Annotated in this window: 17 protein-coding genes; 7 read left to right on the top strand and 10 right to left on the bottom strand. The window is 56.6% G+C overall.

All coding sequences use genetic code 11. The features are described 5' to 3' along the window. Nucleotides 1–71: 71 nt before the first annotated feature. From ACR0D6_RS06835 to fabD, 5 genes are all read right to left on the bottom strand, one after another. Nucleotides 72–815: a 1-(5-phosphoribosyl)-5-[(5-phosphoribosylamino)methylideneamino] imidazole-4-carboxamide isomerase gene (locus ACR0D6_RS06835; RefSeq protein ID WP_170651907.1), complete on the bottom strand. Its 744-nt coding sequence runs from the start codon at nt 813–815 to the stop codon at nt 72–74. Nucleotides 816–938: 123 nt separating this feature from the next. Beyond that, nucleotides 939–1,478, bottom strand: coding sequence for a GNAT family N-acetyltransferase (locus tag ACR0D6_RS06830; RefSeq protein ID WP_480764949.1), 540 nt, complete (start codon nt 1,476–1,478; stop codon nt 939–941). A 136-nt stretch (nt 1,479–1,614) separates the two neighbouring features. Further along, complete coding sequence (locus ACR0D6_RS06825) at nt 1,615–1,848, bottom strand: acyl carrier protein (RefSeq protein WP_170651903.1); 234 nt, start codon at nt 1,846–1,848, stop codon at nt 1,615–1,617. A 207-nt stretch (nt 1,849–2,055) separates the two neighbouring features. Then, on the bottom strand, nt 2,056–2,793 hold the full coding sequence (gene fabG, locus ACR0D6_RS06820) for a 3-oxoacyl-[acyl-carrier-protein] reductase (RefSeq protein WP_170651901.1): 738 nt from the start codon (nt 2,791–2,793) through the stop codon (nt 2,056–2,058). A gap of 43 nt (nt 2,794–2,836) precedes the next feature. Continuing rightward, on the bottom strand, nt 2,837–3,775 hold the full coding sequence (fabD, locus tag ACR0D6_RS06815; protein ID WP_480764948.1) for an ACP S-malonyltransferase: 939 nt from the start codon (nt 3,773–3,775) through the stop codon (nt 2,837–2,839). Nucleotides 3,776–3,935: 160 nt separating this feature from the next. Here fabD and ACR0D6_RS06810 point away from each other — a divergent pair, with 160 nt between their 5' ends. Further along, entirely contained in the window at nt 3,936–5,165 is a 1,230-nt protein-coding gene (locus ACR0D6_RS06810; RefSeq protein WP_480764947.1) for a cytochrome b/b6 domain-containing protein, read from the top strand. Between the two features lie 88 nt (nt 5,166–5,253). Here ACR0D6_RS06810 and ACR0D6_RS06805 read toward each other — a convergent pair whose 3' ends face one another. Both ACR0D6_RS06805 and ACR0D6_RS06800 read right to left on the bottom strand, forming a co-directional pair. Beyond that, nucleotides 5,254–5,826: a YceI family protein gene (locus tag ACR0D6_RS06805; RefSeq protein WP_170651895.1), complete on the bottom strand. Its 573-nt coding sequence runs from the start codon at nt 5,824–5,826 to the stop codon at nt 5,254–5,256. Between the two features lie 126 nt (nt 5,827–5,952). Then, entirely contained in the window at nt 5,953–6,399 is a 447-nt protein-coding gene (locus ACR0D6_RS06800; protein WP_480764946.1) for a hypothetical protein, read from the bottom strand. A 345-nt stretch (nt 6,400–6,744) separates the two neighbouring features. Here ACR0D6_RS06800 and rpsF point away from each other — a divergent pair, with 345 nt between their 5' ends. The 6 genes from rpsF to ACR0D6_RS06770 all read left to right on the top strand — a co-directional run bounded on the left by rpsF (nt 6,745) and on the right by ACR0D6_RS06770 (nt 10,538). Further along, nucleotides 6,745–7,098 (top strand): 30S ribosomal protein S6, encoded by a 354-nt coding sequence (gene rpsF, locus ACR0D6_RS06795; protein WP_480449905.1) that lies wholly within the window; start codon nt 6,745–6,747, stop codon nt 7,096–7,098. Nucleotides 7,099–7,126: 28 nt separating this feature from the next. Beyond that, entirely contained in the window at nt 7,127–7,354 is a 228-nt protein-coding gene (gene rpsR, locus ACR0D6_RS06790; protein ID WP_005982441.1) for a 30S ribosomal protein S18, read from the top strand. A 12-nt stretch (nt 7,355–7,366) separates the two neighbouring features. After that, nucleotides 7,367–7,981 (top strand): 50S ribosomal protein L9, encoded by a 615-nt coding sequence (rplI, locus tag ACR0D6_RS06785; RefSeq protein ID WP_170651889.1) that lies wholly within the window; start codon nt 7,367–7,369, stop codon nt 7,979–7,981. A gap of 161 nt (nt 7,982–8,142) precedes the next feature. Then, nucleotides 8,143–8,631, top strand: a complete 489-nt coding sequence (locus tag ACR0D6_RS06780) for a transglycosylase SLT domain-containing protein (RefSeq protein ID WP_480725606.1) — start codon at nt 8,143–8,145, stop codon at nt 8,629–8,631. Between the two features lie 237 nt (nt 8,632–8,868). Further along, a complete protein-coding gene (locus ACR0D6_RS06775; RefSeq protein WP_170651885.1) occupies nt 8,869–9,570 on the top strand; it encodes a LuxR family transcriptional regulator in 702 nt (233 codons plus the stop codon). 98 nt (nt 9,571–9,668) lie between these two features. Then, nucleotides 9,669–10,538, top strand: coding sequence for an acyl-homoserine-lactone synthase (locus ACR0D6_RS06770; protein ID WP_170651884.1), 870 nt, complete (start codon nt 9,669–9,671; stop codon nt 10,536–10,538). A gap of 101 nt (nt 10,539–10,639) precedes the next feature. Here the strand turns inward: ACR0D6_RS06770 and tig are convergent, their stop codons facing one another. From tig to ACR0D6_RS06755, 3 genes are all read right to left on the bottom strand, one after another. Beyond that, nucleotides 10,640–11,971 (bottom strand): trigger factor, encoded by a 1,332-nt coding sequence (gene tig / locus ACR0D6_RS06765; protein ID WP_480765244.1) that lies wholly within the window; start codon nt 11,969–11,971, stop codon nt 10,640–10,642. 182 nt (nt 11,972–12,153) lie between these two features. Beyond that, nucleotides 12,154–13,281, bottom strand: a complete 1,128-nt coding sequence (locus ACR0D6_RS06760) for a porin (protein ID WP_480764945.1) — start codon at nt 13,279–13,281, stop codon at nt 12,154–12,156. 402 nt (nt 13,282–13,683) lie between these two features. Next, the gene (locus tag ACR0D6_RS06755; protein WP_480764944.1) at nt 13,684–15,321 is read right to left on the bottom strand and encodes an NAD(P)H-hydrate dehydratase; all 1,638 of its coding nucleotides are present in this window, start codon (nt 15,319–15,321) and stop codon (nt 13,684–13,686) included. Between the last annotated feature and the right edge of the window lie 110 nt (nt 15,322–15,431).

Genomic DNA, 15,431 nt, shown 5'->3' with positions numbered 1-15,431 from the left:
ATTGCACAAAAAATGCCCCTCCCGAATTTAGCAGGAGGGGCAGATTGCCGTATTTCGATGTTTCGGTACTTCTACTGAAACTCAGCTACTGGCTCATGAGCCGATTTTGCGACGTCAAGCGCTTCGCTCAGGTCAACTGTCTTGCGGAACAGCGCCCGTCCCACCAGAGCGCCCGAAATGTTGTGCACATAGGCCAGACGCGAAATATCGTCGACCGTGCGCACCACGCCACTGGCGATTACAGGTGTTCGCGAATTCGCCGCAAGACCCGAGATCAGACCCAGCTGAGCTTCGACATCTTCCATATCGCTGTCGATATCTGTCACCAGGATGGCAGCAAACGGAGTGTCGGCGAAGGCTTCGATAAAGGCTTCGGGGGTAAACGCGCTTTGGCTGCGCCAACCTTCGGTCATCACCTGACCCTGCCAGACATCAACGGCCAGAACGATCTGATCCGGATATAGCTTAGCCAGTTCCTTGACCAGAATCGGATCGCGCGCCGCCATTGTTCCGATCACGATCCGGCCTGCGCCTTTGTCGATCCAGTGCTCTACCGTTTCGCGGCTACGCATACCACCGGCAAGCTGCACCGGAATCTCGGCCGAGCGAATGATTTCTTCGACCAGTTCGGTGTTGGTGTTCTGACCTTCAATCGCATCAAAATCCGTCAGATGCATCCATTCGGCACCCGCCGCTGCCCAGCTGCGCGCGGTTTCAACCGGATCGACATGCCAAATCATGGCTTCGTCCAGGCGTCCCTTGTCCAAGGTCACGCACCGGCCACCTTGAAGTTCCATTGTTGGGTATATCCTCATGAGCCTCAGCCTCCGCTCAATCGCTATGCAAATTCAGTGTAGCATAGCCTGACGAAAACCGCGCTCATTACACGGTTTCGGCATCAGACGCTTCATTTGCGGCGTGTCAGATCGAAACGTAGTCTAAAACCTGTCCCGAGGGCCATTTCGCCGGAACAAATGAACCGGGGTGCCCTTGAAACACGCCTCGCGCATGAGGTCATAGCCCAATTTCTCTGCCAATTTTCTGGACACCTCATTGGCCGAATCGACCATTGCAACCAAGGGGCCCGGAATCACCCGGTCGAACCAGTCGTGCGCGGCCTGCGCGGCCTCATATCCGAAACCCTGTCCCTGAGATTCGGGAGAGAGCACCCAGCCAGCCTCGGGGAACGTATCAAAATCCTCGCCCATCCCCCGATCACCGTAAAAAAATCCAGCTTGCCCGATCATCAGGCGATTGGACTGCAAGACCACAGCCCATTGTCCGAAACCCGCCATCTGCCAATGTCCGGCGTTGCGAAGAAACGCGTCCCACGCCTCGCCCCGGGTTCGGGGCTTGCCACCGATATGACGCACAACTTCGGGGGTGCGCCATATCTCGGCGAACCGCTTGAAATCCTCGGGGCGCATTGCGCAAAGCGTCAACCGCGCCGTGTTTATCATCGGGGTGGATCGTATCATGCCCTGCCCGCGTCGATGTTGCCTCTTGCACCAGAGTGCAAATCGAAATCACTTACGCAAGGTGGAAATCCAACTAACCATAGAAAAACGGCGCCTCCGTTGCCCGGAAGCGCCGCTTTTGATCTCACATCGAAACTCAGGAAGCTTCGGTGATGAATTTGACGGCGTCGCCGAAAGTCTGGATTGTTTCGGCCGCATCGTCGGGAATCTCGATGCCGAACTCTTCTTCAAAGGCCATAACCAGCTCAACGGTGTCCAGGCTGTCTGCGCCCAGATCGTCGATGAACGAAGCGTTTTCGCTTACTTTGTCCTCTTCGACACCCAGGTGCTCAACAACGATCTTTTTCACGCGATCTGCGACGTCGCTCATGTCAATTCCTCATTCCTTCAGGGCGCTCTGCCCGGTTCTGCCCTTGCCCGCTCGGGGTGGCTTTGATTTGCCCGTACCGGGCGGTTTATCTCCCGGATGCCCGGGAAAGTTGAAGGCCGCCCAAATTGACCGGCCTCCGCATGCATGCGCCGCCTATAACACAGACGACGCAAGAGGCAAACGCTTTCGCGCCGACCTCAATCGCGGTTACAACATGGCCATACCGCCGTTCACATGCAAGGTGCTGCCGGTTACATAACCCGCTTCGGGGCTTGCAAGATACAGAACGGCCGCCGCGATTTCGGACGGTTCACCCATGCGCCCTGCCGGAACCTGCTGCAGAATGCCTGATTTCTGTTCATCGTTCAGCTTGTCTGTCATTGCCGTCGTGATGAAACCCGGCGCCACGGCGTTCACGGTGATGCCCCGCGTCGCAACTTCGTAGGCAAGTGATTTCGTCACGCCCACCATGCCCGCCTTGGAGGCGGCATAGTTGACCTGCCCCGGGTTCCCCGTTGCACCAACGACCGAAGAAATGTTGATAATGCGACCCCAGCGCGCCTTCATCATCCCGCGCAAGACACCCTTGCACAGCTTTGCTGTGGCGGTCAGGTTCACGTCGATCACGCTCTGCCATTCATCATCCGACATGCGCATGAAAAGGTTGTCGCGCGTGATACCAGCGTTGTTGACCAGAATGTCGACCGAGCCCATGTCTTCGGCCGCCTGTTTGGGCAACGCCTCGACAGCGGTGAGATCGCTCAGATTGCAGGGCAGAACATGCGCGCGGTCCCCCAGTTCATCGGCCAGTGCCTGAAGCGGCTCAACCCGCGTACCCGACAAACCGACAGTTGCACCGGCGCCATGCAGTGCGCGGGCGATATCGCCACCAATACCTCCGGACGCCCCGGTTATCAGTGCATTTTTTCCCGATAGATCAAACATCCAATTTCCTTTCCCAGCGCCTGAAAATAGCGCGCCCTGTTCGTTATGCGTCGGCCTGAGTGACCTTCTGTACATCCTCGGGCGAACCAACAGCCTTGGACCCGATTGCACGGTCGATCTTGCGGATCATGCCGGACAGCGCCTTGCCGGCACCAATTTCCCAAGCTTCGGTCACACCCTGTGACGCCATGTATTGAACACTCTCGCGCCAACGCACCGATCCGGTCACCTGCTCGACCAGCAGTTGCCGGATGAGATCGGGGTCGGTCACGGCCTCGGCGCGGACGTTGGCGATCAGGGGTACGGCGGGCGCCTTGATCTCAACCGATGCAAGGGCTTCGGCCATCACATCCGCAGCTGGCTGCATCAGTGCGCAATGAAATGGCGCGCTGACAGGCAACATGATGGCACGCTTTGCGCCCTTTTCCTTTGCAATCTCAGCCGCGCGCTCAACCGCAGCCTTGGCACCGGAAACAACAACCTGTGTGGGATCATTGTCGTTTGCGGCCTGACAGACCTCTCCTTGAGCAGCTTCTTCCGCCACGGCCCGCACCGCGTCCAGATCCAGTCCGAGAATTGCAGCCATTGCGCCCTGTCCCACAGGAACTGCACTCTGCATTGCTTGACCGCGCGTCCGCAGCAACCGGGCTGTATCCGAAACTGACAATGCCCCAGCGGCGGCCAGCGCCGAGTACTCTCCCAGCGAATGCCCTGCCACATAAGATGCTTTCGAGATCGACGCACCTTCGGCCTCAAGCGCCCGCATCGCGGCAATCGAGGTCGCCATCAGGGCGGGCTGCGCGTTTTGCGTCAGGGTCAGTTCTTCGATTTCACCTTCCCAGATCAGCGTGCTGAGTTTTTCACCCAGCGCATCATCGACCTCGTCGAAAACTGCCTTGGCTGTGGGGTATGCGTCTGCCAGCGCCTTGCCCATTCCGATGGTCTGGGCGCCCTGCCCGGGAAAAACGAACGCGATTGTCATTGAAACCTCTTCGATGACGTTAGGTTGCGGCGGGGTGTAAACCGACTGCGCGGGCGGCACAAGCTCTGCATCTCGACACGCCTCATGTGCATTTCGCGGTATTGTGTCCCCGCATCATATAATTAGGTTGGCGGAAAGCAGTAATCCGGAGCCACACACAATGCCTCTTACCAACACCCACAGCACCTACGGAGGCATTGCCAAAACTTTCCATTGGCTGACTGCCCTGCTGATCTTTACGGTACTCCCGCTTGGGTGGGTCGCGAATGATATTGCCCATGCAATCTATGACCCGGCGATCCCGACGACCGAAGAAGACATTGCCCGTGCCGCCAGGCTGTTTTCGCTGCACAAAACAATTGGCGTTACGATCTTCTTTGTCGCTCTGGCCCGAATCGTCTGGGCATTGACGCAAACCAAACCCGGCCTTCTGAACGCCGACAACAAACCAGAGGCGTTTGCCGCCGAAACAGTCCACTGGCTGCTGTACGGATCACTGGTTCTTGTACCCCTGACCGGCTGGATACATCACGCTGCCACCGAAGGTTTCGCGCCGATCCTGTGGCCCTTTGGGCAAAACCTGCCCTTTATCCCGAAATCCGTTCCACTGGCCGAAGCGACAGCTGGCCTGCATTGGGTGCTTATGTGGGTTCTGGTGGGTGCAGTTTCGCTGCACGTCCTTGGCGCCATCAAACATCACGTGATCGACAAGGACAGCACCCTGCGCCGAATGCTACCGGGTCGTTCGGATGCACCGGAACCGACCGAGCAACACCACTCGTCAACACCCGCCCTTGCTGCCTTGCTGCTGTGGGTCGCTGCTCTGACTGGCGGTTGGTACATAGGCGCTTACTCTGACCATTCGGGTGGCGGGAAAGATGCTGCGGAATTGGCCGAGGTTCAGTCCGACTGGCAGGTGCAGGAAGGCACTTTGTCACTCACGATCACACAGCTTGGTAGCCCGGTTACAGGACAGTTCGGTGAATGGACGGCCGCCATCACGTTTGACGATCCTGCCGAAAACGGGCCAGCGGGGTCTGTGGATGTCACCGTTTCCATCGGGTCGCTCACCCTTGGTACCGTGACAGATCAGGCAATGGGTGCCGACTTCTTTGACAGTACACAATTTCCAACGGCTAATTTCAAAGCCGACCTGTTCAGGACCGACGATGGATTTGAGGCACGCGGCCCCCTGACAATCCGGGATCAGACGTTGGACATCGTGCTGCCCTTCACCCTGGATATTCAGGATGGTCAGGCAAACATGGCCGGATCGGTTGAATTGAACCGACTGGATTTCGACATCGGGAAAAGCATGCCCAAAGAGGATTCATTGGCTTTTGCGGTGGAGGTGGCGGTTGAATTGACCGCAAGCAGACAGGAAAACTGACATCCGCGTTTTTGCGGTTCATAAAGTGCACAAAAAAGCCGCCGGTTCCATGGAACCGGCGGCCTGCTATTCCCTGTATGTCTGAGACTTATTCGGCCTTTTGCGCCTCAACCGAGATCCGGATGTCAATTTCATCGCCTACAAACGGAGCAAACTTGCCCAGATTGTAGTCGCTGCGCAGCAAGGTCGTCGTCGCGTCAAAGCCCGCCCAGGGTTTCCCCGCCATCGGATGCTCGCCAACCTGATTCAACTTGGCGTCCAGAACAACCGGCTTGGTCACACCGTTAATGGTCAGATCACCGGTGATGTTCGCGGTGTTTTCGCCAGTGACTTCAATCGCGGTCGAGTTGAAGGTCACCAGATCCCCTTCGGTTGCGGCAAAGAAATCTTCGGACATGAAGTGTTCTTCACGGGGCGCCCAGCCGGTGATCATCTCGACGACCGGCATCGAAACCGACACGCTCGAGTCAGCCGGGTTTTCCTGATCAAACATGATCTCGCCCTCGAACCCCGAGAACATGCCGGTGGTGGTCGAGAATCCAAGGTGGTTGTAGGTAAAAACAACCTGGCTGTGGCTGGAATCCAGGACGTATTTCTCGGCGCTTGCAAAAGCCGCGGACGCCGAAACGGCCAGAGCAGCGGCAAGGAGGGTGGTTTTCATAGCAATCTCCGCAAAAAAGTGAACGCAAACCGTTTGGGTTGCACCAAAAAGAAGATGTGCCGCCCTAGGGCGGCACACAACCTTTATTCGCTAACAAATTCTGTTCCTTTTTGAACAGAACGATTTTTAGACTGAAATTGGCACCGTTCCGCTGAGTTGCCCTTTCAACGCCCGGCTGACTTCCGCCGATTCCAGAGGCAGCTTCATCAGCAGGCTGCCATCCATGTCGAACAGCTCTACCCGGTCGTCGGCAAAATGCGCTCCACCCAGCGTGTCGTAGCTGCGACGCAACACGGTCTGAGGACGCCCGTTCTCGTTTTTCTGCAACACACGCACCTCGCGGCGGATGGGATCAAAATATGCATCCGGGCGATTATCCAGAACTTCCAGCGTCAACAGGCTTACACCCCCGACAAGGAACAAGAGCGAAGCCGCCAGTTTGATCGGCCAGACTTCGGCCCCCATGACGGAGCCGGGCATAAGCCACATCGAAAACGCGCTGATGATCAGGAATGCCCCCACGACGCGGCACAGAACCATCCGCGCTCTCCAGTTGGCTGCGAATGTGATCATCACAGGTACGGAGTTATCAAAGGCCGACACCGAAGCCGGTTGTTGTACTGTATTTGTATTTATGGCGGTCATCTTTCTCGCGCCCCTGTCGCTGGTTACCCTACTATCCGGGTTGTTTCCGGGTTGAGTTCAACTTTGAGCCGAAAAGAGTCAGCAATTGGGCGCAGCAAAGGTATTAGGGCGGCGCGACCAAGGCATTTTGGCGGGGCTTGTCCTTGCCGTACAAACGTGTATATGGGGCCATCCTTCGCAAGCACGTATGAACCGCGCAGCCTCTCGTGGCAGGGTCGCGAAGGGATCAGGACCCCGCCTATGAAATGCGCCTTGATAGAAACAGGAGTGCACATGCCACTGTATGAGCATGTAATGATCGCGCGTCAGGACCTGTCCAACGCGCAGGCAGAAAGCCTTGTCGAACATTTCGGCACCGTTCTGGCTGACAACGGCGGCAACGTCGTCGACAGCGAGTACTGGGGCGTCAAGACGATGGCCTACAAGATCAACAAGAACCGCAAGGGCCACTATGCCTTCCTCAAGACCGACGCCCCCGCTGGCGCCGTTCAGGAAATGGAACGCCTGATGCGTCTGCACGATGACGTCATGCGCGTTCTGACCATCAAGGTCGACGAGCATGCCGAGGGCCCCTCGGTCCAGATGCAGAAGCGCGACGACCGCGGCGAACGCCGCGAGCGCCGTTGATCAACGCCTGAGGAAAGGACACAAAGCCATGGCCGCAAAACCATTTTTCCGCCGCCGTAAGGTCTGCCCGTTCTCGGGCGACAACGCGCCGAAGATCGACTACAAAGACACCCGTCTGCTGCAGCGCTACATCTCTGAGCGCGGCAAGATCGTTCCCTCGCGCATCACCGCCGTTTCGGCGAAAAAGCAGCGTGAACTGGCCCGTGCTATCAAGCGCGCCCGCTTCCTCGCCCTGCTGCCCTACGCCGTGAAGTAAGGAGAGACTGACATGCAAGTTATCCTTCTGGAACGCGTTGCGAAACTGGGTCAGATGGGCGACGTCGTCGACGTCAAGCCCGGCTACGCCCGCAACTTTCTGCTGCCGCAGGGCAAAGCCCTGAGCGCATCGGACGCCAACATCGCATCTTTCGAGGCCCAGAAAGCGCAGCTGGAAGCTCGCAACCTGGAAACCAAGAAAGAAGCTGAAGCACTGGCTGAAAAGCTGGACGGTCAGCAGTTCATCGTGATTCGCTCGGCATCGGATGCCGGCGCTCTGTATGGCTCGGTCACACCGCGCGACGCAGCAGATGCCGCCACCGAGGCCGGATTCACCGTCGACAAGAAACAGGTCATCCTGATCGCACCGATCAAGGAACTGGGTCTGCACTCGGTTGCAGTTAAACTGCACCCTGAGGTCGACGTCGAAATCAAGATGAATGTCGCCCGCTCGGAAGAAGAAGCCGAACTGCAGGCATCGGGCAAATCGATTCAGGAACTGGCTGCTGAAGAAGAAGCCGCTGCTGAATTCGAAATTGCCGAACTGTTCGACGATATCGGAACTGCCGCGTCTGATGACGAGGAACTGGCCGCGGAAGCGCCAGCAGAAGACGAAGCCAAAGCCTGATATCAGGCTGGTACAAAGATTGAGAAGCCGCGCATTTTCTGCGCGGCTTTTTCTATTGCTGCCCCAAATCGACGCTGAGCAATTTCCGGCCAAGACCCGACGTCCCGCTTGCGACGGCGCCCTGTCCCCTTATCATTCCGGCGCGAATACGGAGAATACGCATGACGACTTTGCCCCGCCGCAATTTCATGGCACTACTGGTCGCCGGTCCGCTGGCGGCCTGCGGCTTGTCCAACGACCGCCTGAGCAGCCGAAACGAACCTTTCGACCCACCGCTTTATCCAAACGAAACGCCGGAATTGCGCGCGTCGATCAACAAATGGGCGGATCACTATGAGCTTCCCCGGGAACTGGTCCACAAACTGGCAATCCGTGAAAGCACCCATCGCCCCTGGGCTGTAAACCGGCCTTACTACGGCTTGTTGCAGATCCTGCCGGCAACCGCCCGATCGATGGGATATCGCGGAAAGCCCCAAGGATTGCTGGATGCGGATACCAACCTCGAATTTGCAGGAAAGTACCTGCGCGGCGCCTGGCTGTTGTCTGACGGCGATCAGCAGCGTGCAATATTCCTGTACGCAAAGGGTTACTATCCCGAGGCCAAAAAACGCGGCATGTTAGTGGAAACAGGTCTGGTCCAGTCCAACTAGGAAAAGGGTCCGGATTACGAACAAAACCGCTGTAAACTGCGGTACAAATCGGAGTGTCCACAACCTGTATGCAAGTCTGGGTCGGAAAGACGGGTGTTGCCAAGTAATCGCAGTATAACAGCGCACATAATGAATAACATCTGTACTTAACCGAATATTTGACGCTAGGTTATGACGCGAATATGGTGAGTAAGGCGCCGCCGTGGATGGGGCCGGTGTCCATGCAAGAGGTGTATGGTGAAACTGATAGACTTGGCTGCGGTCGACCAAGAAGAAACGACCGCCAGTGCCATATTGGACTCAGTTTGCGAGTCGCTGGGGTTTGACTATGCGTCATACGCCACGATGAACGCAGTCCAAGGGGACGTCCAGGGCTATGCCAACTATCCCGACGAATGGAAGCTGCACTATGGTCAGCAGGGATTCCATCACCTCGACCCAACGTTGTATAAATCCGCACTCAGCATAGCCCCGGTGGACTGGAGCCGTTTTGAACAGGATAAAAAGTTCAAGGCCGTGTTCCGCGACGCCAGCGATTTCGGGATAACTAGCCGTGGGCTTACGGTCCCCATACGTGGGCCTTATGGCGAATGCGGGTTGCTGAACGTCACACGCGATTGTTCAGACAACGAATGGGAAGCGCAAAAGAAAGAATTCATTGCGGATCTGCAAGTCGCGGCGGTACATATCCACGACACCGTCATGCGATCAGGCCTTTTGGCCAAAGCGCTGTACCTTCCCCCCTTGTCTTCGCGGGAAAAGGAAATCCTGCAATGGGTGGCAGAAGGTAAATCGCAGCAGGACATTGGCGATATACTGTGCATTTCCCACAGAACCGTCGAAGTCCACATGCGCTCAGGCCGGGAAAAGCTGGGGGCCCTGACAACGCCCCAAGCAGTGGGACGGGCCATTAGCCTGGGCCTGATCTACCCCGGTTAAGGCAAAAAATCACAAAAATACGGGAAACCCCCAATAGCCCCGACGCGTAAGTCTTGTAACGTTAGCGTTACGGACAAGTAAGACTCGAGGGGGATGACATGATCATTGTCATTGACGGGCTGAACGCGGACAAGTTCAGTGAAGTTCTGGACGAAATGTTTAAATTGCGCGCTCGCGTATTTAGCGACCGGCTAGGCTGGGACGTTAAAGTCGTAGAGGGGCGTGAGCGGGATGAATTCGATAATTTACACCCGACACATGTCGTCAGCATCAACGACGAGGGGGAAGTCGTTGGGTGCATGCGCCTTTTGCAGACCACAGGGCCGCACATGCTTGCGGACGTGTTCAGCGATATCCTTGACGGAGAGCCGCCCTTGCGCAGTTCTCAGGTCTGGGAAGCGACACGATTCTGCGTTGATACAAACAAGTTAGGGGGCGGTCGTGGAAAGAACACCGTCTCGTACGTCACAAGCGAAGTGATGCTTGGCTCTTTTGAATACGCTCAGAAAGCGGGTGTATTGGATGCGGTCGCCGTAATAGATCCGGTGATCAACCGCGTCCTGAAACGATCGGGCAACGCGCCTTGTGACTATCTTGGCAGCGCCAAGCCGATGGGAAAAGTCACAGCGATGGCAGCATTGATGGACTGCTCGGACGAGCGCATCAAATCCATCCGGGAATACGCAAGTATCGAACACGATGTTTTTCTGAGCGAAGACGCCGCGCTTGAGCTATTCGAGAAAAGCCGCACTCCGGCCAAGATCAGCACCTTGCAACCACCGGCAAATCGTGACCACAAACCACTGAATACGCTTGAGAAGTACTTTGTCGAACAGATGACTTCGGCAAGAACGCACAAGGAAAGACAAGCGGTTCTAGATCTGATCGAAGCGCTTTCAGACAAGTTTACGCCAGAGCAAAAGACCGCTCTGCTACAAACCCCCCGTGCTTTTGCTCATGAGGCCTGACCCCCTCACCTCATAGGTACAAAGCCACCCACGCGGAGCCGTCAAATTACTGACGGCTCCGTATTTTTTTGCCCCCACTTAGAAAGTGGGGAGAAAGAGGATTACTCCTCTTCCAGAGCCTCGACAGCTTTTTGCAGCTCGTCCTTGCTGATTTCCTTGTCCGAAACCTGCGCCAGCTCGAACACGTAGTCCACGACCTTGTCTTCAAAGATCGGCGCACGCAGTTGTTGCTGCATCTGGGCGTTCTGTTGGATGAACTCAAAGAACTGACGTTCCTGACCCGGATACTGACGCGCCTGATTCATGATGGCCTGAGTCATCTCGGCATCGGTCACTTCCACTTCGGCCTTCTGACCCAGCTCAGCCAACAACAGGCCCAGACGCACGCGGCGCGCGGCCAGTTTGTTGTGCTCGTCTGTCGGCTCGATCTCAGCGTGGTCGTGGCCTTCGACTTCCGGGTTTTCTTCGTGCCACAGCTGATGGGCGATCTGCTTGGCCTCTGCTTCGACCAGCGACGGCGGCAGATCAAACGAAACTTTGGTGTCCAGAGCGTCGAGTAGGCCGCGCTTCATGACCGCGCGGGCGGCACCGGAGTATTCCGCTTCCAGGCGCTCGGTGATCTGAGACTTCAGCCCTGCCAGGTCCTCTGCGCCAAACTTTGTTGCCAGTTCGTCATTGATCTCGGCGGCAACCGGTTCCTTCACCTCTTTAACGGTGCAGGTGAAAACGGCGTCTTTGCCTGCCAGATGCTCGGCACCGTACTCTTCGGGGAAGGTGACATTGACGTCTTTTACTTCTTCTGCCTTCACACCGACCAGTTGCTCTTCGAAACCGGGGATGAAGCTGTTCGATCCCAGAACCAGCGGATAGTCTTCGGCGGAACCGCCTTCGAATTCTTCGCCGTCAACTTTTCCGACAAAATCGAACACGATCTGATCGCCGTCCTTGGCTTTCGAACCTTTGCGGCGGGCTTTGAAGTCCTGCGCAGTTTCTGCCAGGTTTTTCAGGGCTTCTTCAACGGCCGCATCGTCTGCTTTTACAACCAGCTTTTCCAGCTCGATCGACTTCAGATCAACCTCGGGAATTTCTGGCAGCGCCTCATAGGACATCGCGACCTGAACATCGTCGCCTTCTTTCCAGTCCTCGTTGGTCATTTTGACCTCGGGCTGAAGCGCCGGACGATCACCGCTGTCCTCGAAGTGCTGGTTCATTGCACCGTCGATGGTTTCCTGCATCGCTTCGCCAAGCAGACGCGGGCCAAACTGTTTTTTCAACAGGGCCATCGGCACCTTACCCTTGCGGAAGCCTTTCATCTCGATTTCCGGCTGCGCTTCGGTCAGCTTCTCATTGACCTTGTCATCCAGTTCGGCAGCGGTGACAACGATGTTGTAGCCGCGTTTCAGACCTTCGTTCAGCGTCTCGGTAACCTGCATTATGGTAGTCCCCATAGGATTCGGGGCGCGCAAAAAGGCGCGCCGGGCAAATTTGACGCCTTCTATTTGCCCTACCGGCTGCGCGCAAGGGGCAAAGGCCGGATCAGCCTTGTTTTGCCGTCGATTTGAACAAAAAACGCCCCGGACAATGCCGGGGCGCTTCTAAGGATGTGATCTTTGGATCAGAACCTCCAGCGGGCACCAAGTACCCAGGCGTCGTTCTTGTCAAAGGTCGACGCGGTGTCGTCGAAATCGTGATTGCGGTATTTCAGATAGGCATCGGTGTTGATGCTGTCGATCCGCTGAACAACCGCAATACCCCACGCCTTGGTGCTCGAGCCATTGGTGTCGAAATCCGACCCGTCATAGTAGTCGATACCGACGCCGGTTTTACCCCAAGATATCCAGTCGCCCTCATACGCGATCTTGCCGTACCAGTAGTTCGGGTCCGTCGCGCCAGCTTGGTCGTCGCTGCGGGTACCGCCAGCCAGCGTAAAGCTCAGGCCGCTTGGCAACAGCACCGAAGCCGAACCGATCGTGTCCTTGCGGTCGCCGGAATTGTCGTCGCGCTCGCGCACGGCATAGGCCAGGCCAGCGGCGAATTCGACACCACCGGCGAAGGTGTTGTTGTAGAATACACCAACGTCGTAATAGTCGTCGTCATCGCTGGAAGACAGGATGTTCTGACCATATGCGAAGCCAGCCGAGAAACCGTTGAACTCCGGGGTGTCATACCGGATACGACCACGACGTGTACCGTCAAAGTTGCTGCTGGAATCGCCAACGGTGATGCCGCTCAGCATTCCTGCAGTGTCACGGTAAAAGAAGCTGCCGTTTTCATCATTGGTGAACGAATAAAGCGCAGTTCCGACATAGGACAAATCGACCTCAGCTGCACCATCTGAAACCATGCTGCCCTGACCAGCCGATGCAGTACCCCAGTCGCCTTTCAACGCGAAATCAACGTGGCGAATATCTTCGCGAGTCCACCCGTTGAAGCTGGTGCCCAACTGGTTCCATTGACTCGAGTTGGGAAGGCCCAGACCGGTTTCGAACCGGAAGGTGAATTCATTCGCCCCAAAAGGTTGGAACACGCGCAGGCCAACGCGGCTGTTGGACAAATCGTTGTCCAGAACGCGGGTCTCGGTGTCCTGCCCGTCATCGACCGAGATCAGGGCCGGGTGCAATTGTCCATACAGCAGAACATAACCGCCGCTGTTGTTGTCGTATTTCAGTTCCGCAGCAGCGGGAATCGCGGTGGTTGCAGCCAGAACGGCGGCCACCGATGTAATTTTAGTTTTCGAGGTCATTTCACTCACCATGAAAAGTTCCGGTTTCAGGTACTGCTCAAATGTGAACAGAGCGCATTGTTTCCCAGAGGATCGCTGCCAGACCAATGCAAGCATTGCAATAAAGCCACAGGGCACACCCCCTTCAGGAAATAATATTGTTTCCTTTCAGGGCGTTATCCGCACTCGTTCTATTCAAGAAAATCATTCCAAGTGAATTCTGCCCGCTGAGCCCTGCAATAAGCAAATACTCGCTATGCATTCCCGACGCAGGTCTCAGCAATTTTTTGCCGAGTCACCCCCCGCTCGGCCATTACCCGCTCAAATCACCGGATCACAATTCTGATCATCGTCTTCAGAAGTATTGAAAACCCAATTCGCCAACCGGGGTGAGCAATTTACCTCCATAACGAAGCCAATGACTTAACGGATATCCATCCTCCGCATGATTGCAGGGAGTTGTTCGGGCAGATCTTCCGCAATCAACCCGGGTCCGAATTCTCGTGCGGCTTCTACGTGTAACCAGGCCGCGGTTTCAGCGGCGTCCATTGCAGTGAACCCGCGCGCCAAAAGCCCGGTTATGAAACCAGCCAGTACATCGCCCGATCCTGCAGTTGCTAACCACGGTGCGGCGCACTCATAAAATGCCGCATGGATTGAACACCGACCGTCAGGCGCGGCAATTACCGTATCCGGCCCCTTGAACAGAACCACGCAACCTGCCCGACGCGCCGCTTCCCGTGTGGCGTCCACTTTGGAACAAGCCGGGCCTTTCGTTGGGGTCTGTTTCATTTTTTTGGCAAGGTCAGGAAAGAGGCGCGAAAACTCGCCCCCATGAGGGGTCACAACGCAGTCTTCATGCAAGGACTCAAAAAGCGTTCCGGGGTTCTCAGCAAATGCCGATAATGCATCTGCATCCAAAACGGTCGGGCGCGTCTCACCTGCCCCTCTCAAAGCTACAGAAACCAGATCGCGCGCGCGCTCGGGTCCAAGCCCCGGACCAAGACAAAGCGCGTTCAACCGTTTGTCTTGCAGGATTCCAGACAAAGCGTCGGCATCTTCCACACGTTTCAACATGATCGCGGTGATCTGACTGGCCACTTCCATCTGGGCCGCAGGAGGCACACCAAGCGTCACCAACCCGGCTCCGATCCGCAGCGCACCTCTGGCCGCCAAGCGCGCTGCCCCCGTTTTGCCGGGTCCGCCCGAAAGGATCAGCGCGTGACCATGATCATATTTATGGTCGCCACTGGCCTTCGTTATTGCGAATGCAGAACCATCATCCAGCAGCCTGACGGCATCCTCACATGCTCCGCCCAATCCAATGTCGACGACCCGCACTTCCCCGCAGTAACCGGGCCCATCGCCCAAGACGTGCCCCAGCCTCATGCGATGGAATGTAACCGTAAGAAATCCGTACACGGCACCATACTCATCGCTTAAAGCCCGGCCACTATCCATGCACAGACCGGTCGGCGCATCCACGCAGACCATCCGCCCGAATGTTCTGCCTGCGACATAGATTTCAGTCAGTGGCCCCAATATCTCTGCCGAGGGCGCTCTGGTTAGGCCGGCCCCAAAAATTGCATCGACGTACAGCGATGCGGCAGGCCCGTTCAGGATCGCCTCGGCAGACCATTCCGCAACATCCACGTGACCGGCCAACCGATCATAATTCGCTCGCGCATCTGGCGGTAGTTTCTCCGGCGCGCCAAACAGATACACTTCAACTTCCCACCCGCGCTTTTTCAGCAAGCGCGCCACAACAAACCCGTCGCCGCCATTATTTCCCGGTCCACACAGGATAACGACCCGTAACGGACCTTCTTCATCTGACACTGTGTTCTCAGGGGAGCGGCTGCCATCATTTCCGTCGTCGGTTCCTGCGGCCGTTGGCGACGAGCTATCCACGCGCCGGTCCAACTCCGGCCACTCCTCGAATATCACATCGACAACGCCCTGCCCGGCCCGTTCCATCAACTCCAGACCGGAGACTGCACCAGACTCAATCGCCGCCCTTTCGATCTCTCGCATCTGCGACGCTGTCAGCAATTCCGCCATTTTCAATCCACCACGATTCAATTGTGATTACTTTTTGTGCAACTCGCTCAAAACTTAACCAACCACCCAAATTCAGTGCGACGCAATACTGTCAGAACCGCAAACGCATT

The sequence above is a fragment of the Ruegeria sp. BJ6 genome, assembly GCF_056537885.1.
The sequence above is the reverse complement of the archived record's forward strand: the minus strand, read 5'-3'. Positions and strand labels throughout refer to the sequence as shown.

What these genes read in the sequence shown, in the direction of transcription:
- ACR0D6_RS06835 (WP_170651907.1), bottom strand. Translation starts at nt 815, where the DNA reads ATGAGGATATACCCAACAATGGAACTTCAAGGTGGCCGGTGCGTGACC.
- ACR0D6_RS06830 (WP_480764949.1), bottom strand. Translation starts at nt 1,478, where the DNA reads ATGATACGATCCACCCCGATGATAAACACGGCGCGGTTGACGCTTTGC.
- ACR0D6_RS06825 (WP_170651903.1), bottom strand. Translation starts at nt 1,848, where the DNA reads ATGAGCGACGTCGCAGATCGCGTGAAAAAGATCGTTGTTGAGCACCTG.
- fabG (WP_170651901.1), bottom strand. Translation starts at nt 2,793, where the DNA reads ATGTTTGATCTATCGGGAAAAAATGCACTGATAACCGGGGCGTCCGGA.
- fabD (WP_480764948.1), bottom strand. Translation starts at nt 3,775, where the DNA reads ATGACAATCGCGTTCGTTTTTCCCGGGCAGGGCGCCCAGACCATCGGA.
- ACR0D6_RS06810 (WP_480764947.1), top strand. Translation starts at nt 3,936, where the DNA reads ATGCCTCTTACCAACACCCACAGCACCTACGGAGGCATTGCCAAAACT.
- ACR0D6_RS06805 (WP_170651895.1), bottom strand. Translation starts at nt 5,826, where the DNA reads ATGAAAACCACCCTCCTTGCCGCTGCTCTGGCCGTTTCGGCGTCCGCG.
- ACR0D6_RS06800 (WP_480764946.1), bottom strand. Translation starts at nt 6,399, where the DNA reads ATGATCACATTCGCAGCCAACTGGAGAGCGCGGATGGTTCTGTGCCGC.
- rpsF (WP_480449905.1), top strand. Translation starts at nt 6,745, where the DNA reads ATGCCACTGTATGAGCATGTAATGATCGCGCGTCAGGACCTGTCCAAC.
- rpsR (WP_005982441.1), top strand. Translation starts at nt 7,127, where the DNA reads ATGGCCGCAAAACCATTTTTCCGCCGCCGTAAGGTCTGCCCGTTCTCG.
- rplI (WP_170651889.1), top strand. Translation starts at nt 7,367, where the DNA reads ATGCAAGTTATCCTTCTGGAACGCGTTGCGAAACTGGGTCAGATGGGC.
- ACR0D6_RS06780 (WP_480725606.1), top strand. Translation starts at nt 8,143, where the DNA reads ATGACGACTTTGCCCCGCCGCAATTTCATGGCACTACTGGTCGCCGGT.
- ACR0D6_RS06770 (WP_170651884.1), top strand. Translation starts at nt 9,669, where the DNA reads ATGATCATTGTCATTGACGGGCTGAACGCGGACAAGTTCAGTGAAGTT.
- tig (WP_480765244.1), bottom strand. Translation starts at nt 11,971, where the DNA reads ATGCAGGTTACCGAGACGCTGAACGAAGGTCTGAAACGCGGCTACAAC.
- ACR0D6_RS06760 (WP_480764945.1), bottom strand. Translation starts at nt 13,281, where the DNA reads ATGACCTCGAAAACTAAAATTACATCGGTGGCCGCCGTTCTGGCTGCA.
- ACR0D6_RS06755 (WP_480764944.1), bottom strand. Translation starts at nt 15,321, where the DNA reads ATGGCGGAATTGCTGACAGCGTCGCAGATGCGAGAGATCGAAAGGGCG.